Origin of the sequence: Microvirga sp. 2MCAF35 (assembly GCF_052115545.1) — a bacterium.
Lineage (GTDB): Bacteria > Pseudomonadota > Alphaproteobacteria > Rhizobiales > Beijerinckiaceae > Microvirga.
This window is the reverse complement of the sequence record NZ_JBFRGW010000021.1, coordinates 19,869-46,565: the sequence shown is the minus strand read 5'-3', so window position 1 is coordinate 46,565 and position 26,697 is coordinate 19,869. Positions and strand designations below refer to the sequence as shown.

Here is a 26,697-nt window from a genome sequence, read left to right as displayed (position 1 = left end):
GCTGTTTCGTCGAGACCGTTCTCACGGTGGCGGACCTTCGGATCCGCACGATGCCCAGGCATCAGGCCGCGCGCACGGTCGCCAGGAAATTGTTGACCTGGGTGCGCAGGTGCTCGGCCTGACTCACGAGGGCCGAGGAGGATGTCAGCACCTGATGGGCCGCAACTTCCGTCTCCTCGGCCACCTGGGCCACCTTGTTGATGTTGGCCGTCACCTCGCCCGTGCCGGCGGACGCCTGGTTTACCGAGGAGACGATTTCCTGTGTGGCGGCTCCCTGCTGGTCTACCGCCATGGCGATGCTGCTCGATACATCGCTCATTGCCTTGATGCGCTGGGTGATGCCGTTGATCGCCTCCACGGCCTGGGAGGTCGATGTCTGGATCGCGGCGATCTGGCTCGAGATGTCGGCGGTGGCCTTCGAGGTCTGGTCGGCGAGCGACTTCACCTCGGTTGCCACCACGGCGAAGCCCCGGCCGGCCTCCCCGGCGCGCGCAGCCTCGATGGTGGCGTTGAGCGCCAGCAGGTTCGTCTGGCCGGCAATGGCCGAGATCATGTCGATGACCGCGCCGACCCGGTCGGCGGCGGCGCTGAGCTGGGAGACGATCTCGGTGGTCGAGGTCGCAGCCTGCACGGCTTCGCTGGACATGACGGCGGATTGCTCGACCTGGCGGCTGATCTCGCTCACGGAAGCGCCGAGCTCTTCCGTGGCGCTGGACATGGCCAGCACATTGGCCGAGGTCTGCTCGGCGGCCGCCGCGACGGCGGTGGAACGCGAGGAGGTCGCCTGGGCCGAATTCGTCAGCTGCTCCGCCGTCACCTGCATGTGTCCTGCAGCCGTCGAAACGGATTGAATGATCTCGCCGATCGCGCCGTCGAAGGTCTCGGCCAGCTCGATCATCATCCGCTTGCGCTGGACCTCGGAGGCCTCGCGGGCCTGGACCGCCTCGAGTTCGAGCGCCTTGTTGCGTACCATGCGGTCCTTGAAGACCTGCACGGCCTCGATCATCTGGCCAATGTCGCGGCTGCGGTTGGCGGAGGGAAGCTCGGCCGCGAGATCGTCATTCGCCAGACGGCGCATGACCGAGGTCAGGTTGCGCAGGGGCGCCACGATGCTGAAGCGCGTCATCAAAAGGCTGATCAGAAGCCCGAGGAGAATGCCGATGGCGGCGACGCCGATCTGGAGCCTGATCGCAGCGTTCGCTCCCTCCTCGGAAGTCGAGCGCATCGTGGCGAGCTTCTTGGCCGTATAGGCGCTGTAGGCCTTCACCGTGTCGGTGACATTGCGCTGAGCGGCCAGCCCCTTCTCCACTTCGGCGTTCATGACGGATTGGTCGGAGCCCTTGTCGGAGGCCGCCACCTTGATCATGGAGCGGATGACGTCGAAATAGACGTTCAGGGCCGCCCGCATCTGGTCGAGCAGGGTCTTCTCCTGCGCGTCCGCCACCGCTTCGAGGATCCTGAAGCGGTCGAGCATCTCCTGCGTGCGGCGGTCGGATTCCGTGCTGAAATCGGACGCTTTGTTCGGCTGCTGGGCGACCTGATAGGTCATCCGGCTGATGGCGATGATGTCGACCCGCAGGTCCATTGCCTCTCGGGCAGCCTCCTCGCGCCGGCCGACGATTTCCATCGCGTCCTTGAGCTTGGATGTTTCATGCCAGCCCACCACGGCGATCATGGCTGCGACGAGCCCCATGAGAGAAACGACCGCAATCACCTTCTGCGGAATCGAAAAATGCTTCAATGCCATTGGAAACATGCCCCTGCAGACCTGCCTTGGCGTCCGGCTCTCGAAGCGGCCTGATCGCCAGCTGACAGGTCCATTACCCTAACGGCATGTCTGCGGGACGTCGGTTAAAAAATCGATAAATTGTCCAATGGAAACAAGGGGCTTTGGGCCTCGCACCATTCCCGTCCTACCCGCCGGGATAATCACAACATAATCGCTGGACTTGTCCGCGCCATCCGATCCGGAATGTATGGCGATCCTGGAAGCGTCATCACCGGCTCGAGGCCGGTGATGACGTGGGGCGCGCAGCAGCGTTTCACCCGATCCGGTGCAGGGCGCTGCCGTAGGTCTTGAGCCAGGCCTCCGCCTCGTCCGTGCGGGGGCAGAGCTGGTAGGTGAGCTTCCAGAACCGGTTGGAATGGTTCAGCTCGCGCAGGTGGGCCACCTCGTGGGCGGCGAGGTAATCGAGCACGAAGGGCGGCGCCATGATGAGCCGCCAGGAGAAGTTGAGCGCCCCGTTGGCCGAGCACGAGCCCCAGCGGCTCTTGGTATCGCGGACTGTGATGCGCTTGGCCTGCTGCCCGAGCTGGGCCGTATGCTTCTTCACGGCAACGGCGAAATCCTTCTTGGCTTCGGCCTCGAGAAAGTCTCGCACCCGCCGGGCCACGTGGGACGCCTCGCCGGAAACGGCGATGATCGGCTCGCCCGCACCGCCCCTGGTGGCCTGGGTCACGCCCCGGATGGACGACCAATGTACGATCCGGTGGGGCACGCCCCGAAAGGGGACCAGGGCGCCGGGCTCGAAGAGAACCCGCTCCGGCACCTTGGCGAGCCGGGTGGCGATCCATTGGCTGTGGCTGTCGGCGAATTTCTGGGCCAAGCCCACATCGGTGCGCTCGGGAATGCTGAGCACGACCTCGCCGGTCGCGTTCGAGACGCGCAGCGTGATCCGCTTGGCGGTCGGACGGCGTTTGAGGGCCACCTTGAAGGTCTGACCCTCGTGGAAGACTTTGAGATGAGGCGGGTCCGCAGGAACGCGGCGGAACAGGGCGGATTTCATGTCCGCAATCTGCCCTGTCAGGCTGATTCTGTCAGCGCAGCCGTTTGCCGCTCCTAAGAACGTATCAAGAACAGACTTCGGCTCTTGACTGCTTCTTCCGGACTGGCTCTCGGCGGTGATTCTCAATGAATTCAACGATTCGAGGAGCGATCTGAGCCCTGAAACGAGAACCGTTGAAGACGCCATAATGACCGACCCCGGCCTGCAGGTGATACAGCTTCTTGTCGGAGGACAGGTTGGGGGTCAAGTCCAGGGCGGCCAGGGTCTGACCCACGCCCGAGATGTCGTCCCGCTCGCCCTCGACCGCCATGATGGCGCAGCGCCGGATGGCCATGAGATCCACCGACTCGCCCCGGTGCATCATCTCGCCCTTGGGCAGCTCATGGTTGACGAACACCTTCTCGACCGTCTGCAGGTAGAATTCGGCGGTCAGGTCCATGACGGCCAGGTACTCGTCATAAAATTCCCGGTGCTTCTCGGCCGAATCGCCGTCGCCGTCCACGAGATGGTTGAACATCTCGTAATGGGCGGTCAGGTGCCGGTCGATGTTCATGGCCATGAAGCCGGAGAGCTGCTGGAAGCCCGGATAGACGTCGCGCCAGAAGCCCGGATGGGATGGGGGCACCTTGGTGATGCAGTGCTGCCGGAACCACTCGATGCCGCGCTCCTCCGCCAGCCGATTGACGGCGGTGGGCGAGCGGCGGGTGTCGATGGGGCCGCCCATCAGGATCATGGAACGTGGGGTGGACGGGTCGTTCTCGGCCTCGAGGCGGGCGATGGCTGCGATCACGGGAACCGCCGGCTGGCACACGGCCATGACGCTCAGGTCAGGGCCGAATGCCCGGAAGATGTCCTTGAGGTAATCGATGTAGTCGTCGAGATCGAAGGCCCCCTCCGCCAGAGGCACCATGCGGGCATCGATCCAATCGGTGATCATCACCTGGTGAGTCGGCAAGAAGGTCTCGACCGTGCCGCGCAGCAGCGTGGCGTAGTGGCCCGACATGGGCGCGACGATCAGGAGTTTCGGCTGCTCCTTGGCACCGGCGTGGTCGCGCTCGAAGGAGACGACGCGGCAGAACGGGTGCTCCCAGACGATTCGCTCGGTGACCGCCACCTCCTCGTTGCCGATCATTGTGGTCGGCAGGTTGAAGGCGGGCTTCCCGTAGCGCCGCGTCGTGCGCTCGAACAATTCGCAGGCCGCCGATACGGTCCGGCCATAAGGCGTGTTGGTCAGCGGATTGTCGGGGTTGTCGAAGAAGTGCTTCGTGAAATCGGACGCGGCACGGGCGGGACTCAAAAGCCAATGCGCTGTATCGTACCAAACATAAGAAAAGTTCATCATTGTCCCCAGAAAGGGTCGGGCGCCTGATTCTCGCATAATGCGGTAGGCTTTATCCTCAACCGTAATTTTAAGATTAAAGTTCCTTGAGATTATTGCAACAGACTATCTCTTCCCCAGGAAAAACGAACTACATACTTTGGTTTCAGAGCAACTCCGAAGCAGGCTTTAGGAAAATAGGCCGGGATCGGATGCTTGGCGAACACAAGCGCGACCCTATTCTGTTCGGGGATGTCCAAGATCGACCAGAAGAGCCTGACCCACCATGCCCGGCACCTGCGTCTCGACACGCTCGTCCGCCTGCGCTGGCTCGCCATCGTCGGCCAAGCCGTCGCGGTCGCAGGCGTTCGATTCGGCCTCGGCTTTCCCCTCCCCTTCGCTCTCTGCTTCCTGGTGATCGGCGCCTCGGTCTGGGTCAACCTGCTCCTGCGCATCCAGTACCCGGCCAGCCACCGCCTCAGCGACAACATCGCCACGTCGCTCTTGGCCTTCGACATCCTGCAGCTGACGGGGCTCCTCTACCTGACGGGCGGGCTGGAGAACCCCTTCGCCATGCTGTTCCTGGCGCCGGTGCTGATCTCGGCCACGGCCCTGACCCCGGAGCGGACCCTGGGGCTGGGCCTCCTGGCCATCGGCTGCGCGACGCTCCTGGTGCTCACCCATCGGCCGCTGCCCTGGTTTCCCGGGCAGGACCTCAGCCTTCCCTTCCTCTACGTGACCGGGATCTGGACGGCGATCGCGCTCGGCACCGCCTTCACGGGCATTTATGCCTGGCGCGTGGCGGAGGAAGCCCGGCAGCTCGCCCAGGCGCTCGCCGCCACCGAGCTGGTGCTCGCCCGGGAGCAGCACCTGTCCCAGCTCGACGGCCTCGCGGCCGCAGCCGCCCATGAGCTCGGCACGCCTCTCGCCACCATTGCCCTGGTGACCAAGGAGCTGATTCATTCCATGCCCAAGGACGGCCCCGAGGGGGAGGACCTGAGGCTTCTGCAGGAGCAGGTGGAGCGCTGCCGCACCATCCTGACGAAACTCACCTCCATGGGCCAGGAGGAGGAAGCGGAATTCCTGGAAACCATCTCGCTCAGCCATCTGGTGGAGGAGATCGTCGAGCCCCAGCGCGCCGTGGGCTTCGACGTCAAGGTCGAGACGAGGGGCGAAGGTGCCGAGCCCATGGGACGGCGCAATCCGGGCGTCGTCTACGGCCTGTCGAACATCCTCGACAATGCCACGGATTTTGCGGAAAGCCGGGTCCTGATCGAAGCCTGCTGGTCACCTCACGAGGTTTTCATCGAGATCCGGGATGACGGCCCCGGCTACGCACCCGATATTCTGCTCAGGGTAGGCGAGCCCTACGTGACCACCCGCAGCGCAGCCGAACGGACGGAGGACAGCGAGGAAGGCGGAGGACTGGGTTTGGGGCTGTTCATCGCCAAGACCCTGATCGAGCGTTCGGGTGCCGAATTGACCCTGACGAACGCCGCTCCGCCGGCTTCCGGGGCCATCGCACGGATCGTTTGGCCCCGTCATGCGTTTGAACGAGGTGCGGCAATTTCGCCGCAGGGAGACTCCCCGCTGTCTCTCAAAGGTTAGGGGAAGAATTCCCATATGAGAGAAGAGCCGGAAAGGCTCGCTCATGAGGGAGTTTCAGCCTCGAATGCAAGGAGAAGTTCTGATGGCCGATGCGCCTGCCGCGTTCGAAGATCGCGCCGACAAGAGCCTCTTGATCGTCGACGACGACCGGCCGTTCTCGACCCGTCTCGCCCGTGCCATGGAGGGCCGCGGCTACCAGGTCCGCGTGGCCGAGAGCGTGACCGACGGCCTGGCGGCCATCGAGAGCGAACCGCCGGCCTTCGCGGTGATCGACATGCGCCTCGGCGACGGCAACGGGCTCGATGTGATCGAGCGCCTGAAGAGCCGCCGCCCGGATGCCCGCGGGGTCATCCTCACCGGGTACGGCAACATCGCCACCGCCGTGACGGCGGTGAAGATGGGTGCCTTCGATTATCTGGCAAAGCCCGCCGATGCGGACGAGATCCACGCCGCCCTCATGGCCCAGCCCGGCGAGCGCGCCCTGCCGCCCGAAAACCCCATGTCGGCCGACCGGGTTCGCTGGGAGCATATCCAGCGCGTCTATGAGCTCTGCGGCCGCAACGTCTCGGAAACGGCGCGGCGCCTCAACATGCACCGCCGGACCCTCCAGCGGATCCTCGCCAAGCGCGCGCCGCGCTGATGCTCACTGCCTTGAAGGTCGAAGCGGAGAAGCTGCGGTTCGCAGGCCCGTCCCCATGATCGTCTCGGTCCGTCCTCGCATCCAGAGCAGGGCGAGACCGAACAGCGGCAGCAGGATATCCGTGTAGAAGATCACGCCCGCATTGCCGGGCGCGAAGTTGTACGCCGCTATCATCTGCTGCACGTGACCGGCCGCGGCTCCCCAGAGGAAGCAGGCCGGGCCGACGAGGGCGGCGAGGCGCATCCCGTGACCGCCTTTGAACGCCATGAATCCCACCATGGAGAACCCGAGGCTGGCGAAGCCGACTTCCTTCTGGAACGGGCTGGTTTGCCAACCAATGAACGCGGCAGCCATCTCGGAGAAGAAGACATGCATGACGAAATTGTAGAGGAAGCTCACTCCGAGCGAAAAGAACAGGAACCAGGACAGCAGGGCCTCGATGATCGTCACGCGGCTCCAGGGACGCGGGCACCGCAGCAAGGCGATGAGTGATGCGATGAGCCCGACGACGAAAAGCGTCAGCGTGAAATTGCTGAGCAGAAACCTGATCGCCTGTTCCATGATCGTCCCGCAACCCTCGCCGCCTGAAGCGCTGCGGGAACTGTGAAACCCGGCCTCCTGTCACGCAACCGTTCCAGGAACGGGCATGCACAGGAATCGCTCTACGGGAGTGGAGCCCTCAAAGCCGCCCGTCCGCGATCCGGTCCGGGTCGGCCAGAGCGTGCAGCAAGGAAGCGGCCGAATGGGCGAAGCGCAGGGTCACGGCCTTGCGGCGCGCGCCGGCGAGCGGATGGTGCGCCGCCTCCCGCATGATCGCGGCTCCGAAGCTGTCGGCGACGATCAGGCCGCGATCCTCGGGCAGGATGTCGAAGGGAACCGTTTCCGGCACGGCGAAATAGAACCGGTCGCAGAAATCCTCGTAATCGGGCCATTTCCGGTCGGCGCGGAAATCCGCCACGCTCGACTTGACCTCGACGATCGTGAGCGCGCCATCCGGCGCAAGCGCGATGAGATCGGCGCGCCTTCCGTTGGCGAGGGTGAATTCCGGCAGGGACACGTGGCCGAGCTGCGAGAACAGGCGTCGCACGCCGCGCTGAATGCCGGCGGCAGCCGGCGACTGACGGCCGTCAACGGGCAGGATGATGGGGCGGGGCAGAATGGCAGGCGAATCGGACATGGCGCCTAAGTTACGCTCTCGCCGACAGGCCGCAACGGCTCCATTGTCGCGCTTGTAGTGGCGCCCCTGACGGGCACAAGAGACCGTCTTTCGGAAGACTCAATGCAGCATCAGATGATGCGGCGACAGGTTCTCCAGCATGTCGCGCAGATCGTCCATGTGCGGGTTGATCGCCAGGGCGATCTGGAACGCGGCGCGGGCCTCGTTGAGATGGCCGTTGCGCAGGCAGATATTGCCGAAGCCCGCGATGGCGCCGAAATGGCGCGGCTCCAGCTGCAGGGTCCGGTCGATGTCGAGCAGGCTGTCCGCGTCGCGCTTCTCGATGGAGGCGAGCGTTGCCCGCTTGTTCCAGGCTTCCGCCCAATCCGGGTGCTTGCCGACCAGATGGTCGAGCAGGGGCTTGGCGGCCTTGAGCGAGCCCGAGCCCATGGCCTCCACGGCGGCCATCAGGGTCTCCTCGGCCAGACGATCCTCGTGCGATCCCCACAGGGCCCAGATCTGATCCTCGATATCCTCGACCGGACGCATCGGTTCAGCCAAGGCCAGTTCCTTGAAAAGAGCTGTCAGTCGACGCGGCAGATCCGGGCTCGGGGTTCGGGTTGGAACCTCGAGAACGGTTTGAAAGACCGGATCGAGCGGCAGAGACGATGTCATGGACAGGCTTGCGATCCTCCGTGAAAGGCAGAAATGCGGAAATCCAAGGGGGGTGACATAGCGTTGAAGCGCGGCACGGCGAGAGGACAAACCGGCAAAGTTTGATGCGATCCGCAACGAGCATGACGTGCTTCCCTCCCCTCTCTGGAGGAAAAGGAACGGCAAGACCTCCTGGTGCAGACTGCTTTGGTGATAGAAACGCATCAAGCATCAGCCTGGAAGCCACCGCCCGTGAGAAACACCGACCCTCTTGCGCCTTCGCAAAAAGCCTCGCGTCCGGCGATTCTCGGCTGGCTTTTGTTCGACTGGGCCTGCCAGCCCTTTTTCACTCTTGTCACCACCTTCGTGTTCGCGCCCTATTTCGCCTCCGCGCTCGCACCCGATCCGGTGAGCGGGCAGAGCCTGTGGGGCTATGCCACGGCGGCGGCCGGGCTCGTGCTGGCCTTTCTCTCGCCGGTCCTCGGCTCCATCGCCGACGCGACGGGGCCGAAGAAGCCCTGGATCGCGTGCTGCGGCCTGGTGCTGTTCATCGCGTCCTTCGCTCTGTGGTATGCGGCGCCGGGAGAACCCTTCGCCATCGTGGTCGCCCTGATCGGCTTCGCCTTCGGGACCGTCGCCGTGGAGGTCGCGGCAGTGTTCAACAATGCCATGATCCCGCATCTCGTGCCGCCGGAGCGCTACGGCCGCCTATCGGGAACCGGCTGGGCCATGGGTTACCTGGGCGGTCTTGTGTCGCTCGTGATCGTGCTCGGCTTCCTGGCCGCCGATCCCGTGACGATGAAGACGGTCTTCGGCCTCGATCCCTTGTTGGGCCTCGATCCGGCGACGCGCGAGGGCGACCGGATCACGGGACCGTTCTCGGCCTTATGGTTCCTCGTCTTCGTGCTGCCGCTGTTCCTCGTCACGCCGGACATCCCGAGATCGGGAATGACCCTCAAGCACGCCGCCCAGCAGGGGATCGATCAGGTGCGGAGCACCATCGCGGATGCGCGGCGGCATGAGAGCGTCGGCCGGTTTCTTATCGCCAACATGGTCTATCAGGACGCCCTGGTGGCGCTCTTCGCCTTCGGCGGCATCTACGGGGCCGGCGTGTTCGGCTGGCAGGCCATCGAGCTCGGCATCTTCGGCATCCTACTCACCATAACCGGCACCCTCGGGGCGTTGATCGGCGGCCGGCTCGACGACCGCATCGGCGCGAAGCCCGTGATCCTGGGCGCGATCCTGATCCTCGCCCTGGTCTGCGTGGGCGTGCTGTCGCTCGGGCGCGGGCATATCCTGTTCGTGGTGCCGACCGCGCCGTCCGCGCCCGATGATGGCCTCTACGGCTCGGCGCCCGAGAAGCTGTTCGTGCTGCTCGGGCTGGTCATCGGAGCCGTGGCGGGGCCGCTCCAGGCGTCCTCGCGCAGCCTTCTGGCGCGCCTCGTCCCGGCCCGGGAAGCCGGACGTTATTTCGGCCTTCTGGCCCTGTCGGGAAAGGTCACGTCCTTCATGGCGCCGCTCGCGGTCGCCGTGGCGACGGCCGTATTCCAAACGCAGGCCGCCGGGCCGGCGGTGCTGATCCTGTTCCTGCTGACGGGATTCTGGCTGTTGAGCGGCGTGAAGCGGGTGTGAGCGCTGCTCACTCCAGCGTCACGGCCGTGCCGCTGACCGAGACCATCATCATACCCTCGTTCTTGCCGAGGGCGCCGTAATCGAGGTGAACGCCCACGATGGCATGGGCGCCGAGGCGCTGCGCCTCCTCGATCATGTCCTGCAGGGCCGTATCGCGCCCGTCACGCAGCACGCGCTCGTAGGAGCCGGCCCGCCCGCCGACCACGTCGCGAATGGAGGCGAAGAAATCGCGGAACACGTTGGCGCCGAGGATCGCCTCGCCCGAAACGATGCCGCGATAGGAGGCGATGCGGCGGCCTTCGATGCTCGGCGTGGTGGTGATGATCATGACCGTCTCCTTCTGCTCCGCTCCATATGGGAAGGGGCGGAAGGAACGTCATCAGGGATGCACCCGCCACGTCATGGCCGGCCTTGTGCCGGCCATCCCTGTTGTTTGGAGCGCCGCGCTCTTCCCGTCGAGATCACCGGGACAAGCCCGGTGATGACGTTGAGGGAGAAGGTGCCTACGGGCAGGGATTGCAGTGCTCAACGTGGATCGCGTCGATGCGCTCTTCCAGCTCCGGCGTGATCGTCACGTCGATGGACGCGATGTCCGTCTTCAGCTGTTCCATCGAGGTTGCGCCGATGATGTTCGACGTGAGGAAGGGGCGGGAATTGACGAAGGCGAGCGCCATCTGGGCCGGATCCAGGCCGAACTCCTTGGCAAGGGCGATGTATTTGCGGATGGCGGCTTCGGCCGTGGGGTTCTCGTAGCGCTGGCCGCGGTTGAACAGGGTGGTGCGCGATCCCGCGGGGCGAGCCCCGTCGAGATACTTGCCGGTGAGATAGCCCTGCGCCAGCGGCGAATAGGCGAGCAGACTCACGTTCTCGCGCATGGAGACCTCCGCCAGCGCCACCTCGTAGGTGCGGTTGAGGAGGTTGTAGGCGTTCTGCACCGACTGCACCCGGGCCTGCCCCTTGGCGTCCGCATGCTTGAGGAACGTCATGGTGCCCCAGGCGCTCTCGTTGGACAGACCGAAATGGCGGATCTTCCCGGCCTTTACGAGATCCGTCATGATCTCGACCGTCTCGTCGATGGGATGGGAAGGGCCTTCCTGGTGGCGGTAGATCGTCGGGTTCGAGCCCCAGGGCATCGGGCGGTCGGGCCAGTGGATCTGGTAGAGGTCGATGTAGTCGGTCTGGAGCCGCTTCAGGCTCTTGTTCACCGCCTCCTCGACCTGCGCCCGCGAGAGTTCGCCCTTGGAGCCGTCGTCCCGGAACCAGGTATTGTCGGAGCGGCCGATCACCTTTGTGGCGAGGACCACCTTGTCGCGGCTGCCCCGGGCCTTGAACCAGGAGCCGATGAACCGCTCGGTTGAGCCCTGCGTCTCGGGCCGGGGCGGGATCGAATAGAGCTCGGCCGTGTCGAAGAAGTTGATGCCCTGCTCAAGGGCGTAGTCCATCTGAGCATGGCCTTCGGCCTCGGTGTTCTGCTGGCCCCAGGTCATGGTGCCGAGGCAGATGAGGCTGACATTGAGATCCGTGCGGCCGAGGCGGCGATATTCCATGAGGTAAGCTCCTCGCGGCGAACTGATCCGCCGCGTTCAGGCAAGAATGAGACGCTGAGGGGACTCAGCGTTGGGCAATACGGGCGAGAAAGCTCTCGACGCTGGGCAGGATGCGCTCGACGATGACCTCGACGCCCTTGGCCGTCGGGTGCATCCCGTCGGGCAGGTTGAGGGACTTCTCACCGGCGATTCCGTCCAGGAAGAAGGGATAGAGCACAAGGTCGTACGTCTTCGCAATGTCCGGATAGATGCTGTCGAATTTCTGCACATAATCCGGCCCGAGATTGCGCGAGGCATACATGCCCGCGAGCATCACGGGGATGTTGCGGCTTTTAAGGCGCTCGACGATGGCCTCCAGGTTCTTGCGGGTCCCGGCCGGATCGAGGCCGCGCAGCATGTCGTTGGCGCCGAGTTCCAGGATCACCCCGTCGGTGCCGTCGGGCACGGACCAGTCGAGCCGGTCGAGGCCGCCCGAGGAGGTGTCGCCGGAGACGCCCGCGTTAGTGATCTCCACGTTATGGCCCTTGGCCTTCAGCGCCTTCTCCAGCACGACCGGGAAGGCCGCCTGCTGCGGCAGGTTGTAGCCGGCGCTCAGGCTGTCGCCCAGGGCCACGAGGCGGATCGGCTTGGTTTGGGCCTGGGCTGGAAGGGTGGAGATCAGGGCAGCCAGGGCCGCCGCACACGCAAAAATGATCGTCATGAATGGGCCGGATTGGCGCTTCATCGATAGGCTTCCCATCTAGGCAGAACGACACGGACGTCTTGGACAGTCTCCAACAGATCGGGTGAACGGGTATGCAGGACAAGGCCATCGCGCTGCACGATGTCGATTTGAGCCTCGGACGCGGAGCCGCGCGGGTGCATATCCTCAAGGGCATTTCCCTCGACATCGACCGGGGCGAGGCGGTCGGGCTGATCGGCCCCTCGGGCTCGGGCAAATCGACCCTGCTCATGACCATGGCGGGCCTCGAGCGCCCGGATTCGGGCAAGGTGATCGTCGACGGCACCGACCTGTCGGGTCTTGACGAGGATGCGCTGGCCCGTTTTCGCGGCCGGCGGATCGGCATCGTGTTCCAGTCCTTCCACTTGGTCCCCACCATGACGGCCCTTGAGAACGTGGCCCTGCCCCTGGAGCTCGCCGGGAACAGCGACGCCTTCGAGCGGGCCGAGGCCGAGTTGCAGTCCGTGGGCCTGAGCCACCGCCTGCACCATTACCCGGCGCAGCTGTCGGGCGGCGAGCAGCAGCGCGTGGCCATCGCCCGCGCCATCGTGCCCAATCCGGCGATCCTGGTCGCCGACGAGCCCACCGGCAACCTGGACGAGGCGACCGGCCAGTCCATCGTCGACCTGCTCTTCGCCCTGAAGCGCGACCGAGGCGCAACGCTCGTTCTGGTGACCCACGACCTCGCCCTCGCCCGCCTCTGCGACCGCATGGTGCGCCTGCGTTCGGGGCAGGTCGAGACCGGCGCGGCCTCGGCCGTGGCTTGAGGGACCTTCAGTCATGCACGGCTCCCTTCCCGCAACGCCCCAGCGCCGCCCCGCCTTCCCGTCTCGCCTGCCTCTCCTGCTGCGCCTCGCCTTCCGCGAGCTTCGCGGCGGCCTGAAAGGGTTCGGCATTTTTCTCGCCTGTATCGCGCTCGGCGTCGCGGCCATAGCGAGCGTTTCGTCCCTGTCCCGTTCTCTCACGGAGGGCATCTCCCGTGAGGGCCGGCGGATTCTCGGCGGCGACATGGCCTTCTCCCTGCTCCAGCGGGAGGCAGCAGCGCCCGAGCGGGCCTTCCTCGAATCGAAGGGCCGGGTCAACATGATCGCCACCCTCCGGGCCATGGCGGTGGCCGGCGAGAAGGGCTCGGGGCTGGTGGAGGTGAAGGCCGTCGACGGGGGCTACCCGACCGTCGGGGCCCTCGAAACCGATCCGCCCCTGCCCCCGGCCGACCTCTTCGCCGAGAAGAACGGCGCCTTCGGGGCCGCCGTCGATCCGCCGCTCCTCGCGCGCCTCGACCTGACGGTGGGCGACCGGGTGACTGTCGGCGCGGCCAATGTCGAATTGCGGGCAAGCCTCGTCTCCGAGCCCGACAAGATCGCAGACGGCATCGGGTTCGGTCCACGGCTCCTGCTCTCGCAGGAGGCATTGAAGGCCACCGGCCTCGTCCAGCCCGGCAGCCTCGTGCGCTGGACCTACCGGTTGATCCTGCCCCCGGAACAATCGACCGAGCAAGGCCTGACGCAGATCGAGGCCGAGGCGAACCGGGTGCTTCCGGAGGCCGGATGGAACATCCGCACGCGCCTCAATGCCGATCCGCGCTTTGCCCGCAACATCGAGCGCTTCACCCAGTTCCTCACCCTGGTCGGCCTCACGGCGCTCCTCGTCGGCGGTGTCGGCGTCGCCAATGCGGTGCGGGGCTTCGTCGACCGCAAGCGCGCGTCGATCGCCACGCTCAAGAGCCTCGGCGCTCCCGGCGGACAGGTGGTTCTGCTCTACCTCACGCAGGTGATGCTGATCGCGCTGGTCGGCATCGCCATCGGCCTGGCCTTCGGGGCCGTGCTGCCCTTCGTGGTCACCGGACTCTTCGGTCATCTCCTGCCGATTCCGATCCAACCGACTCTCGCCTGGAGCGAGCTCGGCATCGCGCTTCTCTACGGAATCCTCACGGCCCTGGTCTTCGCGCTCGCGCCCTTGGGCCGCGCCCATGACGTGCCGGTGTCGGGGCTGTTCCGGGACCAGATCGACCCGGAGCGGCGCTGGCCGCGCAAGCGCTACGTGACGGCGCTCGTCCTGTCGGTGACGGCCCTCGTGGGCCTGTCCCTGCTTGCCGCCTATGACCGACGGATCGCCCTGATGTTCGTGGGCGCGGCCGCCGGGTCCTTCGTGCTGCTACGCCTCGTGGCGATGGGGATCATGGCGCTCGCCCGCCGCCTGCCGCGCCCCCGCCGGACCGCGCCGCGTCTGGCGCTCGCCAATATCCACCGGCCCGGCGCGCTCACGCCGTCGCTGGTGCTTTCGCTGGGTCTCGGCATCACGCTCCTCGTGACGCTCTCGGTCATCGACACCAACCTGACGCGCCAGCTCACGCAGAGCCTGCCGGAGAAGGCACCGAGCTTCTTCTTCCTCGACATCCCGAACCAGCAGGCGGACGCCTTCGAGAGCTTCCTGAAGGGCCAGGCGCCGGAGGCCCATATCGAACGCGTGCCGATGATGCGTGGGCGCCTCGTGACGCTCGGCGGGCGGCCCGTGGCCGAGATCAAGGCCAACGAGGACGTGTCCTGGGTGCTGGAGGGCGACCGCGGCATCACCTATGCGAGCAAGCCGCCGGAAGGCTCGAAGGTGGTGCAGGGCGAATGGTGGCCGGACGACTATCGCGGCAAGCCGCTCGTGTCCTTCGACCGCAAGATCGCCGAGGGCCTCGGCCTGAAGATCGGCGACGAGATCACCGTCAACGTGCTCGGGCGCAACATCAGCGCCACCATCGCCAACCTGCGCGAGATCGAGTGGCGCTCCATGGGCATCAACTTCGTCATGGTGTTCTCACCCAACACCTTCGCCGGCGCGCCGCACACGCATCTGGCCACCGTCACCTTCCCGAACGGCTCCGACGCGGCGCTCGATGCCCGAATCCTGAGAAGTTCCGCCCTGGCCTATCCCATGGTCACGAGCGTGCGGGTGAAGGATGCCCTGGAGGCGGTGAACGACGTGGTCTCGCAGCTCGTCATGGCGATTCGCGGTGCAAGCTCCATCGCGCTGATCGCGAGCCTCCTGGTCCTGGCCGGGGCGCTCGCCGCCGGTCACCGGGCGCGTCTCTACGATGCGGTGGTGCTGAAGACCCTGGGCGCGACCAGGGCCCGGTTGATCTCGGCCTACGCGCTCGAATACGGTCTTCTCGGCCTCGCCACGGCGGTGTTCGGGTTGCTGGCGGGAACGCTTGCGGCTTACTTCATCATCACCCGCGTCATGTCCTTAAGCTTTACTTTAGACTTGTCGGGCGCCGTCTTGGCCTCTGCGCTCGCCGTTCTGGTAAGCGTGGGTTTAGGCCTGATGGGGACGTGGCGGATCCTAAGTCAAAAACCGGCGCTCTACTTGAGAAACCTATAGCGCTCCCTCGTCGCAAGGGCGTTATAAAAGAGCGTGCGAGATGGAATGAGGAGCAGCATCAACTCTGCTCCTCATTTTTCTTGCATCACGAAGATTTGAAGCTTGGCGTTGCCCCTTGCGCAACGCAGGCCGCCCCCTCATATTTTGCATGTCGCCGACATTTGCGGCGGCCGAGGGCTGGCTTTTCGGCTTTTCGAGGGAATACACGGAACACCGCGAGAAAGGACTCCGATGCAACCGTATGAGCAAAACCAAAACGCCTATGGCACCGGCTTTGCCCGGACGGCGGCACAGGTCGACCAGGGCCTGCGCGCCTTCATGCTCGGCGTCTACAACAACATGGTCCTGGGCCTTGCCATCTCGGCCCTGGTCGCACTTGGCATAAATATGGCTGCCATTACCACCAACGAAGCTGGTGGAAGGGCGCTCACCTCATTTGGGCAACTCCTCTACACTTCGCCTCTGAAATGGGTGATCGCGCTGGCACCTCTGGCGTTCATCTTCATGTTCTCGATGCGTATGGATCGGATGACGGCGGCCTCGGCTCGCACAACCTTCTTCGCTTTTGCTGCGGTGATGGGCGCCTCGCTCTCGACCCTGCTGCTCGTCTACACCGGCGCGAGCGTCGTGCAGGTGTTCTTCATCACGGCGGCGGCCTTCGGTTCGCTGTCGCTCTGGGGCTACACCACGAACCGCAGCCTGTCGGGCATGGGTTCGTTCCTGATCATGGGTCTCGTCGGCCTGATCCTGGCCTCGATCGTGAACATCTTCGTCGCGTCGAGCGCCCTGCAGTTCGGTATTTCCGTGATCGGCGTCCTGATCTTCGCCGGCCTGACAGCCTACGACACGCAGAAGCTGAAGGAGATGTATCTGTACGGTAACCTCGACTCCGAGGCTGCCGGAAAGGCCTCCGTGTTCGGCGCCCTGACGCTCTATCTCGACTTCATCAACATGTTCCAGTTCCTCCTCGCTCTCGTGGGCAACCGCAACCAGTGAGGACGAACGGATCGAACGATCACGAAGCCCCGGCCGAAAGGCCGGGGCTTTTGTTTGTGATCACCCCTGGGCCGAGCGGTAGCCGAACCAGGCGCTCGCCAAGGCCGCGGCGGCGCAGATCAGGGCCACCAGCCCGAAGCCGCCGATCATGGCCGTGGCATAGACGTCCCCCGATGTGCCAGCCGGCAGGCCCGCCATCGTCGGCCGGGCGCCGAAGCTGGCCTGCGCGAATAGATCCGCCATCTCCGGCTTGGCCCACGCGGCGGCCCGCCGGAACCCCAGGGTTGCGATGATTCCAAGCCCCGCGACGGCGATGAGCCCCGCCACGCGCGAGATCGCGTTGTTGACGCCGGAGGCCACGCCGATGCGCTCGTCCGGGACCGCGTTCATCACCGTTGTCGAGAGCGGCGCGACCGTGATCCCCATGCCCAGCCCCATGGCGGCCATGACCGGAACGACTGCAATCCAGTAGCCGCCATGCAGGACGGCCGGGGCGAGAAGCGCGAAACTCAGGCCCGTGACCAGCGGCCCCACGGTCAGGAGCATCCGGGTGCCGAACCGGTCGGCCATCACACCGCCGAGCCGGGACAGCACGGCCATCACCAAGGTGAAGGGCAGGAACACCGAGCCCGCCTTAGCGGCCGAATAGCCGTGGGCCTCGATCAGCGCTGTCGGCAGGAAGAACAAAGCGCCACCGAGGGCGAAATAGAGCAGCAAGGTTAGGAGGTTGACGTTGGCGAAAGCGGACACGCGAAACAGGTCGAGCGGCATCATGGGGGCCGCACACCGTTTCTCGTGGCGCAGGAACAGGCCGAGGAGCGCCAAGCCGGCGAGCGTCAGCAGGATGGCGACGATCCGGTGGCTCTCCCGGTCACCGAGAGCCGTCAGCCCATAGGCGACGAGGCCGAGCGCCACGACGGCAAGAATGGCGCCGAGCCAGTCCATGGCCGCCGCGCCCGTCACCGAGCTTTCCGGCACCTTCCGCCAGCACAGCCAGAGCGCCAGCGCGGCGATGGGCACGTTGATCCAGAAGATCGCCTGCCAGGGGCCGATATCGATGAGCCAGCCGCCGAGGATCGGCCCGAGCGCAGCCGCGATGGCGGAGGCCGCCGCCCAGGTGCCGATGGCCCTCCCCCGTGCCTCTTTCGGAAAATGAGCGCTGATCAGGGCGAGTGATCCCGGTACCAGCAGGGCACCGCCGATCCCTTGGAAGGCCCGGGCCGCGATCAGAATCGCGGCCGATCCGGAAAGCCCGCACCACAGGGAGGTCAGGCCGAAGCAGGCGATGCCGATCATGAAGATCCGCCTGAGGCCGTAGGCATCCCCGGCCGCGCCGCCCAGCAGCAGGAAGGCGGAGAGCGTCAGCGCATAGGCATTGGTGATCCACTGCATTTCCGACAGGGAGGCCTGCAGGCTCGCGCGCATCTGCGGGATCGCCACCGTCACGATGGCACCGTCGGCGAAGACCATGCTGGAGGCCAGGATCGCGGTCCAGACCACGATGGTTTGCGTCCTGCCTGGGCGGAACTCGCTCATTCTCGGGCCCTTCCGATGGTGCATCATGGTAGGCCACGTGAGAGATGAAAAGACAGCCTTCCCAAGCCGGAATATTATTCCCTCTATCTCCTGAATTGATCTAGAAAAACCCCATGAGCATTCTCGTCCGCCCTTCCGTCGAATTCGATCTCGATGCCGTGACAGCCATCTATGCCCATGCGGTGATGCATGGCACCGCCTCCTTCGAGCTCGATCCGCCCGACCGGGCCGAGATGCATCGCCGCCGGGCTGCGATCCTCGAGGGCGGCTACCCCTATCTTGTGGCGGAAAACGACGGCGCAATCCTCGGGTACGCCTATGCGGGCGCCTATAGGACACGCCCGGCCTACCGTTCGACGGTGGAGGATTCGATCTATGTCGCCCCATCTGCCCAGGGACAGGGTATCGGGCGCCTGCTGCTCACCGCGCTTATCGCAGAATGCGAGGCGCGGGATTTCCGGCTCATGGTGGCGGTCATCGGCGACGAGGAGTCGAAGGGCTCCATCGGCCTTCACCGCAGCCTGGGTTTCGAGCCCGTCGGCATCCTCAAGGGCATCGGCTACAAGCACGGGCGCTGGCTCTCCACCGTGCTGATGCAACGCCCCCTCGGGCTGGGCATCGGCGAGGCTCCGACGCGGCCGCTGCCCGCCGCTTAAGCCGACACGACCTTCGGCTTGTCGAGCACCCGCAGCACGCGGGCGAGTTCATGCCCGCGCTTGAGGATCAGCCCCGTCGACACGATGACGGAGTAGGCGCCCTGCTTCTTGGCAAGCTTCGGGTCCTTCTCGATCCGGTAGAGGGGCATTTCGGACGTGCGCCGAAAGATGGAGAAGACGGCCTTGTCGGGCAGGAAATCGATGGCGTAATCGCGCCATTCGCCGGCAGCGACCATGCGGCCGTAGAGGTTGAGAATAGCCTGCAGCTCGGCTCGGTCGAAGGACACCTGTTTCAGCGCGGCGGGGAAAGGAACGATGTGGGCCGAACCCTGCACCGAGCCGCCGCGCAACGGCTCCGCGATGTCACCTTCGCTCATGAAGCCTCCCATGACACATATACATGATCTGATGATGGGCTTCGGCGGCTAAGGGATCAACCCATGACGACATAATGAATCACGGGTTCTTTGGCGCATCGTGCGAAAAGTGGATCCGATTTTCCGCAATGACGATGTGCCGGCTCAGCGATAAGCATCGGATGAGATCACGAAAGCGCATTCCACTTTTGAGTCCGATGCTCGTGCAAATCTTATTCCTGCCCCAATCGCGCCGCGATGGAGCCGCACTGAATGCCGTAAATGCTTAAGTTGCCTCGACGGCCCGGCTCATCGAACGGCTTGGACACGTCAGCCCCCCAGCCCTCTGAGCCGAGCGAAGGGCCGGGCCACCTCGAGACACAGGGCTGCCTTACAAGGCAGCCTTTTCTTCTCTCAAAGGGCTTTGCGATGGTCCAGATCGCAGAGCCCTTTTTCTTTGCCGGTTAACAAGTGCTTGATGTCACTCCTGACCGACGCAACTCTCTCCACGTCATGGCCGGCCTTGTGCCGGTCATCCCGATTACTTGAAGCGCGGCGCCTTTCCGATCGAGATCACCGGCACAAGGCCGGTGATGACGTGTGAGAAGCGAAAAGCATCAAAATCCCGACAGAACGAGCTTGCCCCGCGTACGGTTGCTCTCGATGAGAGCGTGCGCGCGCCTGAGATTGGCGGCGTTGATCGGCCCGATGACCTCGGCCAATGTCGTCCTGATCGTGCCCGCATCCACTAGACGCGATGCTTCATTCAGGATCTCGTGCTGCCGCTCCATGTCGGCGGTCTGGAAGGTCGAGCGGGTGAACATGGATTCCCAATGGATCGACACGCTCTTTCCCTTCAGGAGGCTGATGTCGAGAGGCGTCTTCGGATCGTCGATGAGAGCGAATCGACCTTGCGGCGCAATGGCTTTCGCGATTTCGGCGAAGTGGTTCTCCGTATGGGTGATCGAGAAGACGAAGGCGGGAGCGCCGATGCCCAAGGCTTCGACCTGCGCGGCAAGCGGCTTGCCGTGATCGATCACATGATGGGCGCCGAGTTCCTTGACCCACGCCTGCGTGTCGGGCCGCGACGCGGTGGCGATGATGGACAAATCGGTGAGCTTGCGCGCGAGCTGGGTCGCGATGGAGCCGACACCGCCAGCGCCCCCCACGATCAGGATGGCGTTCGCTGCGCCCTTTACGGGGCGCTTGACCTCGAGCCGGTCGAACAGCGTTTCCCATGCGGTCAGCGTGGTCAGCGGAAGAGCTGCGGCCTCCTCGAAGCCGATGGATTTCGGCTTCGCGCCGACCAGCCGTTCGTCCACCACATGGAACTCCGCATTGGTCCCTTGTCGTGTGATGGCGCCGGCGTAGAACACCTCGTCGCCTTCCTTGAACAGGGACACGTCCCGTCCTGTCCCGCGGACGATCCCGGCCGCATCGAAGCCCAGGACCTTCCAGCCGCCCGGCTCTGCTTGCGCCCGCATGCGAACCTTCGTGTCGACTGGATTGAGGGACACCGCCTTGATCTCGACGAGCAGGTCGCGCGGGCCGGGCTCGGGGCGGGGCAGATCGACGTCGATGAGGGAGGCGTCCTGATCGACCGGAAGGGATTGCTGGTAACCGACGGCGCGCATGGCATGTCTCCTGTTGACGGAGACATAGTTGAGCATAGTCTTAGGTATCGCAAGAACGCACAAAAACAGCCCATAGTGACGAAAAGGGTACCGTGATGCCGCAGAAGGCGCAGAGAATGCAGGGCTGCTCCGTCGAACGGACGATGAGCCTGATCGACGGCAAGTGGAAGATCATCGTGCTCTACAAGCTCCTGCGCGGGACCTTGCGTTTCAACGAACTGCGCCGGCTCATCCCGTCCATTACGCAGCGGATGCTCACCCACCAATTGCGCGAGCTGGAGGCCGACGGCCTGATCGTGCGGACCGTCTATGCCCAAGTGCCGCCCCGAGTCGAATATACGCTTTCCGGGCGCGGCCGATCCCTGGAGCCGGTGCTGATGGCCATGAAGGAATGGGGCGACGCGAATCTGTCGTCCGAGGAGGCAAAAGCAGCGTAAAGTGGCTGTGCGATGCAACAACTTTACCCTACTTTGCTCAGAACCTTATGCATGTGTTGCGCAACCTGCCGCACTGTGGCAACGCTCCCGCAACCAGATATGTAAGAGGATGCGCGCATGAAGCTGGACACCCCCACCAGCGGAAGCGAGTTGACGGCGGAAGCCGTCGCCGTGCTGGAAAAAGGCCATAAGGCCATTCCGCCCACCTTCGTGCGCGACCTTTACGGACGCGTCCCATCCGAGGATCTGGCGTCCTATTCGCCGAAGACCCTGGCGGATCTCGCTGCGGAAGCCTTCGAGCACCTCAAGGCCTCCCGCACCGCCGACGGGGCGGATATCCGTCTCTTCGATTTCGAGATCGAGCGCGAGGGCCGGCGTCAGGACGTGACGGTGCTGGAAATCGTCAACGACAACATGCCGTTCCTGCTCGATTCGACCCTCGCCGAGGTCGTGGACGAGGGCTACGAGCCGCTGCTCGTCGCCCACCCGATCCTGGCGGTCGAGCGGGATGCGGACGGCGCTCTCGTGCGCCTTGTCGGCGAGGCCACGGCCGCCCTGCGGCTCGGCGTGAAGCGCGAGAGCTTCATTCATATCCACCTGCCGCGCCTGGATGATCCTGAGACCCGCACGCGCCTGATCGAGGCCATGCGCCTCGTTCACCGGGACGTTTCCGTCGCAGTCCACGACTGGCCGGGCATGCGCTCCCGCATCGCCGAGATCGTCCACAATTACCGCCTCAATCCTCCACCGCTGCCGGAGGATGAGGTGAAGGAAGCCATTGCGTTCCTCGACTGGATCGCGCGTGACAACTTCACGTTCTTGGGTCTTCGCGAATACCGCCTGCCGTCCGGCGATACGGCGGCCAATCCGGTCGAAGGCTCGGGCCTGGGCCTCCTGCGCGATCCGTCCGTGCGCGTGCTGCGTCGCGGCCGCGAACTGGTTGCGATGACGCCGGAAATCCGTGCCTTTCTGGCACGCCCGCAGGCGCTCATCATCACCAAGGCGAACGTGAAGTCGCGCGTCCATCGCCGGGCGCATCTCGACTATGTCGGCATCAAGCTGTTCGACGACAGCGGACATCTGCGGGGCGAGCTGCGCATCGTCGGCCTGTTCACGTCGAGCGCCTACACCAACACCACGGGCGAGGTGCCGTACCTGCGTCTCAAGGTGGCGAAAGTCGTCGCGCGCGCAGGGTTCGATCCTGCGAGCTATGCAGGCCGCGCGCTTCTCAACGTGCTCGAAAGCTATCCGCGCGACGAGCTGTTCCAGATCGACGAGGACACGCTCTACCGCTTCGCCATCGAGATCATGAACCTGTCGGAGCGCCCGCGGGTCAGGGCGCTCGCCCGCGTGGACGAGTTCGACCGCTTCGTATCGGTGCTCGTCTTCGTGCCCAAGGACCGCTACGACACCCAGGCGCGCCAGCGCATCGGCCAGTTTCTGGCCAGCATCTATGGGGGCCGCGTCTCCGCCTCCTATCCGGATTACCCGGAAGGCCCGCTCGCCCGCACCCATTACATCATCGGTCGTGATGAGGGCGAGACCCCGGACGTGCCGCGCGAGGTCCTGGAGAAGGGCATTTCCGCCATCGTGCGCACCTGGAGCGACGCGCTGCGCGATGCGCTCGACGCCAGCGTCGGCGGCGCCCGCGCGCGGGCTTTGGCGTCCCGCTACGGCGAAGCCTTCAGCGCGGCCTACCGCGAGGCCTTCGGGGCCGAGCAGGCCATTGCCGACATCGCGCTCCTGGAGCAGCTCTCGGAAGCGCGGCCCCGCGCCGTCGACCTCTACCGCCGCGAAGCCGACGACGAAACCCGCGTGAACCTGAAGCTGTTCTCGCTCAACATGTCGCTGCCCCTGTCGGAGCGCGTGCCGCTCCTGGAAAATCTCGGCTTCCGCGTCGTCAACGAGCGAACCTACCGGGTCGAATTCTCAGACGCGCACCGGGTGTGGCTCCATGACATGACCCTGGAGCGCGCCTCCGGCGGCACGATCGAGATCGATGAAATCCAGGCTCTCGTCGAAGCGGCGCTGCTCGCGCTCTTCCGGGGACTGGCGGAATCGGACGGATATAACCGCCTCGTCCTCGAAGCCGGTCTCGGCTGGCGCGACGTCGCCATGGTGCGGGCCTTCGGCCGTTACCTGCGTCAGATCCAGGTCACATATGCGCAGGACTACATCGCCGAGACGCTGGCCCGTCACGGCAAGATCACGGCCGATCTCGTCAAGTTGTTCTACGCGCGCTTCGATCCACGAAAAGGTGAGGGACGCGCGGCCGCCGAGGCCGCCATCCGCGAGCGCATCGAGGAGCAGCTGAAACAGGTCACGAGCCTCGACGACGACCGGATCCTGCGCCGCTTCGTCAACCTGATCGAGGCCGCGATCCGCACCAATTTCTTCCAGCTGGAAGAGAACGGCCTGCCGCGCCAGACCATCGCGTTCAAGTTCGAATGCGCCCGCGTGGAAGGCCTCGCCCTGCCGAAGCCTCTCTACGAGATCTTCGTCTATTCGCCGCGCGTCGAAGGCGTGCATCTGCGCTTCGGCAAGGTGGCGCGCGGCGGCCTGCGCTGGTCCGACCGCCCGCAGGATTTCCGCACCGAGGTGCTGGGCCTCGTCAAGGCGCAGCAGGTCAAGAATGCCGTCATCGTGCCGGTAGGCGCCAAGGGCGGCTTCGTGCCCAAGCATCTGCCGCCCGCGAGCGACCGACAGGCCTGGCTGGCGGAAGGCACCGAGAGCTACCGCATCTTCGTGCGAACGCTTCTGCAGCTCACCGACAACATCGTCGGCGACAGCATCGTTCCCCCGCCGGACACGGTGCGCCATGACGGCGACGATCCCTATCTCGTGGTCGCGGCCGACAAGGGCACGGCCACCTTCTCCGACATCGCCAATGCGCTTTCCATCGAGAAGGGCCATTGGCTCGGCGACGCCTTCGCGTCCGGCGGCAGCCAGGGCTACGACCACAAGAAGATGGGCATCACGGCCCGTGGTGCCTGGGAAGCGGTGAAGCGCCACTTCCGCGAGATGGATATCGACATTCAGGCGACGCCGGTGACGGTGGCGGGTGTCGGCGACATGTCCGGCGACGTGTTCGGCAACGGCATGCTGCTATCTCGGGCGCTCAAGCTCGTGGCGGCCTTCGACCACCGCGACATCTTCATCGATCCGAAGCCGGATCCGGAAGCCTCCTACCTGGAGCGCGAGCGTCTGTTCAATCTGCCCCGGTCGAGCTGGCAGGATTACGACAAGGCGCTGATCTCCCACGGCGGCGGCGTGTTCCCGCGCAATGCGAAATCGATCCCGCTCTCCAACGAGATGCGGGTGCTTCTCGATATCGACAAGCCGCAGGCGACGCCCGCCGAGGTGATGAACGCGATCCTCAAAGCCCGGGTCGACCTGCTCTGGTTCGGCGGCATCGGCACTTATATCCGCTCCTCCACCGAAACGGACGAGCAGGTGGGCGACCGCGCCAACGACGCGATCCGCATCACCGGACCGGAGGTGCGCGCCAAGGTGATCGGCGAAGGCGCCAATCTCGGCGCCACGCAGCGCGGGCGCATCGAGGCGGCGCAGAGCGGCGTCCGCCTCAACACGGACGCCATCGACAACTCGGCGGGCGTCAACACCTCCGACGTGGAGGTGAACATCAAGATCGCGCTCACCACGCCGGAGCGCGACGGGCGCCTCACGGAGGAGCAGCGCAACGAACTCCTCGCCGACATGACCGAGGACGTCGCGGCTCTCGTGCTGCGCAACAACTATCTCCAGACCCTGGCGATCTCGCTCTCGGAGCAGCGCGGCGCCGCGGACCTCGGCTTCGCGCGCCGGCTCATGCACATGCTGGAGGCTCAAGGGCGCCTCAACCGGACGGTCGAGTATCTGCCCGACGACAACAACCTGACGGAGCGCGCCCGCCGCGGCGAGGCGCTCACCCGTCCGGAGCTCGCGGTGCTGCTCGCCTACGCCAAGCTGGCGCTGCACGACGAGCTGCTCGAGAGCACGGTGCCGGACGATCCGTATCTCGGCAAGGAGCTCGACCGCTACTTCCCGGCTGAGATGCGCGAGCGCTTCCCGGATGCGGTCGCGACTCACCGCCTGCGCCGCGAGATCATCGCGACGCAGCTCGCCAACGCGATCATCAACCGCGGCGGACCGACCATGGTGGCCCGCCTCGTGGACCAGACCGGCGCGGACGCGCCGACCATCGCGGCGGCCTACGCGGCCACCCGCGATTCCTTCGGCCTCACCGAGATGAACGTCGCCATCGACGCGCTCGACGGAATCGTGCCCGGCAAGATGCAGCTGCACCTTTACGGCGAGCTGCAGGATCTTCTGATGAACCGGATCGTCTGGTTCATCCGCAACGTGGACTTCGTCAACCACTCCCTGGACCAGATCATCGGCACCTACCGGGCCGGGATCGCCGAGGTGGAACGCAGCCTTCAGGAGACCTTGTCGCCGGAAGCCAAGGCCGTCTGGGAGGCGCGCGCCAAGGAGCTGGCGGAGCAGGGCGTGCCGGAGGACCTGGCGCGGCGCATCGCGGCGCTGCCCGATCTCGTGGCCGCGCCCGACATCGTGCAGACGGCACAGAAGACGGGCAAGCCCGTCAGCGACATCGCCTGCACCCATTTCGCCCTCGAAGCGTCGTTCCGGCTCGGAGCGCTCATCGGGGCCGCGCAGGAGATCACCGTCAGCGATTATTTCGACCGCCTGGCCCTCGACCGTGCCGTCGACAGCATCGCCTATGCCCATCGCGGCCTGACGGCGGAGGTGGCGTCCCAGGATGCGTCCGGTGCCGAGGCCGTGCAGGCATGGAGCGACAAGCGCGGCGCCGACGTCGCCCGTATCCGCAGCGCGGTCGACGGCATCGTCTCGTCGGGCCTGACTCTGTCCAAGATCACCGTCGCGGCCAGTCTCCTGGGCGATCTCGCGCGGATGAGCTGAGGCGTCGATCCCGATCCTGAAAGGCTCGGCGCTTCATGCAATCGAGATCACCGGCACAAGGCCGGTGATGACGGTAGGGGTTTGTTCCGCGCGGAACAAACCCCTCGCACCATTCGTCTCAAGCACACCAGCAGCCCGGGAGGTGCCGCATGCCCCGTCTGTTCACCGGCATCGAGATTCCGGGCGAGATCGGCCTGGCTCTTTCGGGCTTTCGCGGCGGCCTGCCCGGCGCGCGCTGGGTCGATCCCGAGAATTATCACCTGACCCTGCGCTTCATCGGCGACATCGACGAGCGCATGGCGGACGACGTCACGTCGATCCTGGGCGAGAGGCGCCAGCGCGCTCCGCTCCTCATCACCATCGACGGGCTCGACACCTTCGGGGGCGGGAAGCCGCGGGCGGTCTTCGGCCGTGTTGCCGGCAACAGCGAGCTGAACGAGCTGCAGGCCGAGCAGGAGCGCCTTGTGCGCCAGGCCGGCCTGGCGCCGGAAACGCGCAGGTTCACCCCCCACGTGACCCTGGCGCGGCTTCGCAACGTCTCGCCGGTCGATGTGGCGGATTACATCGCCACCCGGGGCCATTTTCCGAAGCTCACCTTCACGGTCGACCGCTTCGTCCTGTACTCCTCCAGGACGTCCGTCGGCGGCGGGCCCTATATCGTCGAGGCGGCCTACCCCTTAAGCTAGCTCGACGGTAGCGGCGGATTCCAT

22 protein-coding genes are annotated in these 26,697 nt (G+C 65.3%); 10 read left to right on the top strand and 12 right to left on the bottom strand.

Going from position 1 to position 26,697, the window contains the following annotated elements:
- Positions 1-61: 61 nt before the first annotated feature.
- The 3 genes from AB4097_RS12520 to AB4097_RS12510 all read right to left on the bottom strand — a co-directional run bounded on the left by AB4097_RS12520 (position 62) and on the right by AB4097_RS12510 (position 4,125).
- Complete coding sequence (locus AB4097_RS12520; RefSeq protein WP_442039943.1) at positions 62-1,747, bottom strand: methyl-accepting chemotaxis protein; 1,686 nt, start codon at positions 1,745-1,747, stop codon at positions 62-64.
- Positions 1,748-2,042: 295 nt separating this feature from the next.
- The gene (locus AB4097_RS12515) at positions 2,043-2,786 is read right to left on the bottom strand and encodes a M48 family metallopeptidase (RefSeq protein ID WP_442039941.1); all 744 of its coding nucleotides are present in this window, start codon (positions 2,784-2,786) and stop codon (positions 2,043-2,045) included.
- Between the two features lie 64 nt (positions 2,787-2,850).
- A complete protein-coding gene (locus tag AB4097_RS12510) occupies positions 2,851-4,125 on the bottom strand; it encodes a polyhydroxyalkanoate depolymerase (RefSeq protein ID WP_442039939.1) in 1,275 nt (424 codons plus the stop codon).
- A gap of 231 nt (positions 4,126-4,356) precedes the next feature.
- Here AB4097_RS12510 and AB4097_RS12505 point away from each other — a divergent pair, with 231 nt between their 5' ends.
- Positions 4,357-5,712, top strand: a complete 1,356-nt coding sequence (locus AB4097_RS12505) for an ActS/PrrB/RegB family redox-sensitive histidine kinase (protein ID WP_442040018.1) — start codon at positions 4,357-4,359, stop codon at positions 5,710-5,712.
- 82 nt (positions 5,713-5,794) lie between these two features.
- Positions 5,795-6,352, top strand: coding sequence for an ActR/PrrA/RegA family redox response regulator transcription factor (locus tag AB4097_RS12500; RefSeq protein ID WP_009490768.1), 558 nt, complete (start codon positions 5,795-5,797; stop codon positions 6,350-6,352).
- Between the two features lie 3 nt (positions 6,353-6,355).
- On the opposite strand, the gene AB4097_RS12495 is transcribed toward AB4097_RS12500, so the two are convergent.
- From AB4097_RS12495 to AB4097_RS12485, 3 genes are all read right to left on the bottom strand, one after another.
- Positions 6,356-6,913 carry a DUF6790 family protein gene (locus AB4097_RS12495; RefSeq protein WP_442039937.1) on the bottom strand — a complete coding sequence of 186 codons (558 nt, stop codon included), beginning with the start codon at positions 6,911-6,913 and terminating at the stop codon, positions 6,356-6,358.
- Positions 6,914-7,031: 118 nt separating this feature from the next.
- Entirely contained in the window at positions 7,032-7,529 is a 498-nt protein-coding gene (locus AB4097_RS12490; protein WP_442039935.1) for an MmcB family DNA repair protein, read from the bottom strand.
- Positions 7,530-7,628: 99 nt separating this feature from the next.
- A complete protein-coding gene (locus tag AB4097_RS12485; protein WP_442039933.1) occupies positions 7,629-8,183 on the bottom strand; it encodes a hypothetical protein in 555 nt (184 codons plus the stop codon).
- 231 nt (positions 8,184-8,414) lie between these two features.
- Here AB4097_RS12485 and AB4097_RS12480 point away from each other — a divergent pair, with 231 nt between their 5' ends.
- Entirely contained in the window at positions 8,415-9,794 is a 1,380-nt protein-coding gene (locus AB4097_RS12480) for an MFS transporter (protein WP_442039931.1), read from the top strand.
- Between the two features lie 7 nt (positions 9,795-9,801).
- On the opposite strand, the gene AB4097_RS12475 is transcribed toward AB4097_RS12480, so the two are convergent.
- The 3 genes from AB4097_RS12475 to AB4097_RS12465 form a co-directional block, all read right to left on the bottom strand.
- Positions 9,802-10,122, bottom strand: coding sequence for a heavy metal-binding domain-containing protein (locus tag AB4097_RS12475; protein ID WP_442039929.1), 321 nt, complete (start codon positions 10,120-10,122; stop codon positions 9,802-9,804).
- Positions 10,123-10,297: 175 nt separating this feature from the next.
- On the bottom strand, positions 10,298-11,341 hold the full coding sequence (locus AB4097_RS12470; RefSeq protein ID WP_442039927.1) for an aldo/keto reductase: 1,044 nt from the start codon (positions 11,339-11,341) through the stop codon (positions 10,298-10,300).
- A 64-nt stretch (positions 11,342-11,405) separates the two neighbouring features.
- Entirely contained in the window at positions 11,406-12,065 is a 660-nt protein-coding gene (locus tag AB4097_RS12465; RefSeq protein ID WP_442039925.1) for an arylesterase, read from the bottom strand.
- Between the two features lie 71 nt (positions 12,066-12,136).
- Between AB4097_RS12465 and AB4097_RS12460 the strand changes: the two genes are divergently transcribed.
- The 3 genes from AB4097_RS12460 to AB4097_RS12450 all read left to right on the top strand — a co-directional run bounded on the left by AB4097_RS12460 (position 12,137) and on the right by AB4097_RS12450 (position 16,427).
- The gene (locus AB4097_RS12460) at positions 12,137-12,829 is read left to right on the top strand and encodes an ABC transporter ATP-binding protein (RefSeq protein ID WP_442039923.1); all 693 of its coding nucleotides are present in this window, start codon (positions 12,137-12,139) and stop codon (positions 12,827-12,829) included.
- Between the two features lie 13 nt (positions 12,830-12,842).
- Positions 12,843-15,431 carry an ABC transporter permease gene (locus AB4097_RS12455; RefSeq protein ID WP_442039921.1) on the top strand — a complete coding sequence of 863 codons (2,589 nt, stop codon included), beginning with the start codon at positions 12,843-12,845 and terminating at the stop codon, positions 15,429-15,431.
- Between the two features lie 231 nt (positions 15,432-15,662).
- Positions 15,663-16,427 carry a Bax inhibitor-1/YccA family protein gene (locus tag AB4097_RS12450; protein ID WP_442039919.1) on the top strand — a complete coding sequence of 255 codons (765 nt, stop codon included), beginning with the start codon at positions 15,663-15,665 and terminating at the stop codon, positions 16,425-16,427.
- A gap of 60 nt (positions 16,428-16,487) precedes the next feature.
- On the opposite strand, the gene AB4097_RS12445 is transcribed toward AB4097_RS12450, so the two are convergent.
- A complete protein-coding gene (locus AB4097_RS12445) occupies positions 16,488-17,963 on the bottom strand; it encodes an MFS transporter (protein ID WP_442039917.1) in 1,476 nt (491 codons plus the stop codon).
- 113 nt (positions 17,964-18,076) lie between these two features.
- Here AB4097_RS12445 and AB4097_RS12440 point away from each other — a divergent pair, with 113 nt between their 5' ends.
- Positions 18,077-18,619: a GNAT family N-acetyltransferase gene (locus AB4097_RS12440; RefSeq protein WP_442039915.1), complete on the top strand. Its 543-nt coding sequence runs from the start codon at positions 18,077-18,079 to the stop codon at positions 18,617-18,619.
- On the opposite strand, the gene AB4097_RS12435 is transcribed toward AB4097_RS12440, so the two are convergent.
- Positions 18,616-18,996: a DUF2794 domain-containing protein gene (locus tag AB4097_RS12435; protein ID WP_442039913.1), complete on the bottom strand. Its 381-nt coding sequence runs from the start codon at positions 18,994-18,996 to the stop codon at positions 18,616-18,618. The genes AB4097_RS12440 and AB4097_RS12435 overlap by 4 nt on opposite strands.
- Before the next feature lie 596 nt (positions 18,997-19,592).
- Positions 19,593-20,609, bottom strand: coding sequence for a zinc-binding alcohol dehydrogenase family protein (locus AB4097_RS12430; RefSeq protein ID WP_442039911.1), 1,017 nt, complete (start codon positions 20,607-20,609; stop codon positions 19,593-19,595).
- Between the two features lie 95 nt (positions 20,610-20,704).
- Between AB4097_RS12430 and AB4097_RS12425 the strand changes: the two genes are divergently transcribed.
- From AB4097_RS12425 to thpR, 3 genes are all read left to right on the top strand, one after another.
- The gene (locus tag AB4097_RS12425) at positions 20,705-21,046 is read left to right on the top strand and encodes a winged helix-turn-helix transcriptional regulator (RefSeq protein WP_442039909.1); all 342 of its coding nucleotides are present in this window, start codon (positions 20,705-20,707) and stop codon (positions 21,044-21,046) included.
- A 117-nt stretch (positions 21,047-21,163) separates the two neighbouring features.
- Positions 21,164-25,987, top strand: coding sequence for an NAD-glutamate dehydrogenase (locus AB4097_RS12420; protein ID WP_442039907.1), 4,824 nt, complete (start codon positions 21,164-21,166; stop codon positions 25,985-25,987).
- Positions 25,988-26,136: 149 nt separating this feature from the next.
- Positions 26,137-26,673 carry an RNA 2',3'-cyclic phosphodiesterase gene (gene thpR / locus AB4097_RS12415; RefSeq protein WP_442039905.1) on the top strand — a complete coding sequence of 179 codons (537 nt, stop codon included), beginning with the start codon at positions 26,137-26,139 and terminating at the stop codon, positions 26,671-26,673.
- The last annotated feature ends 24 nt before the right edge of the window (positions 26,674-26,697 follow it).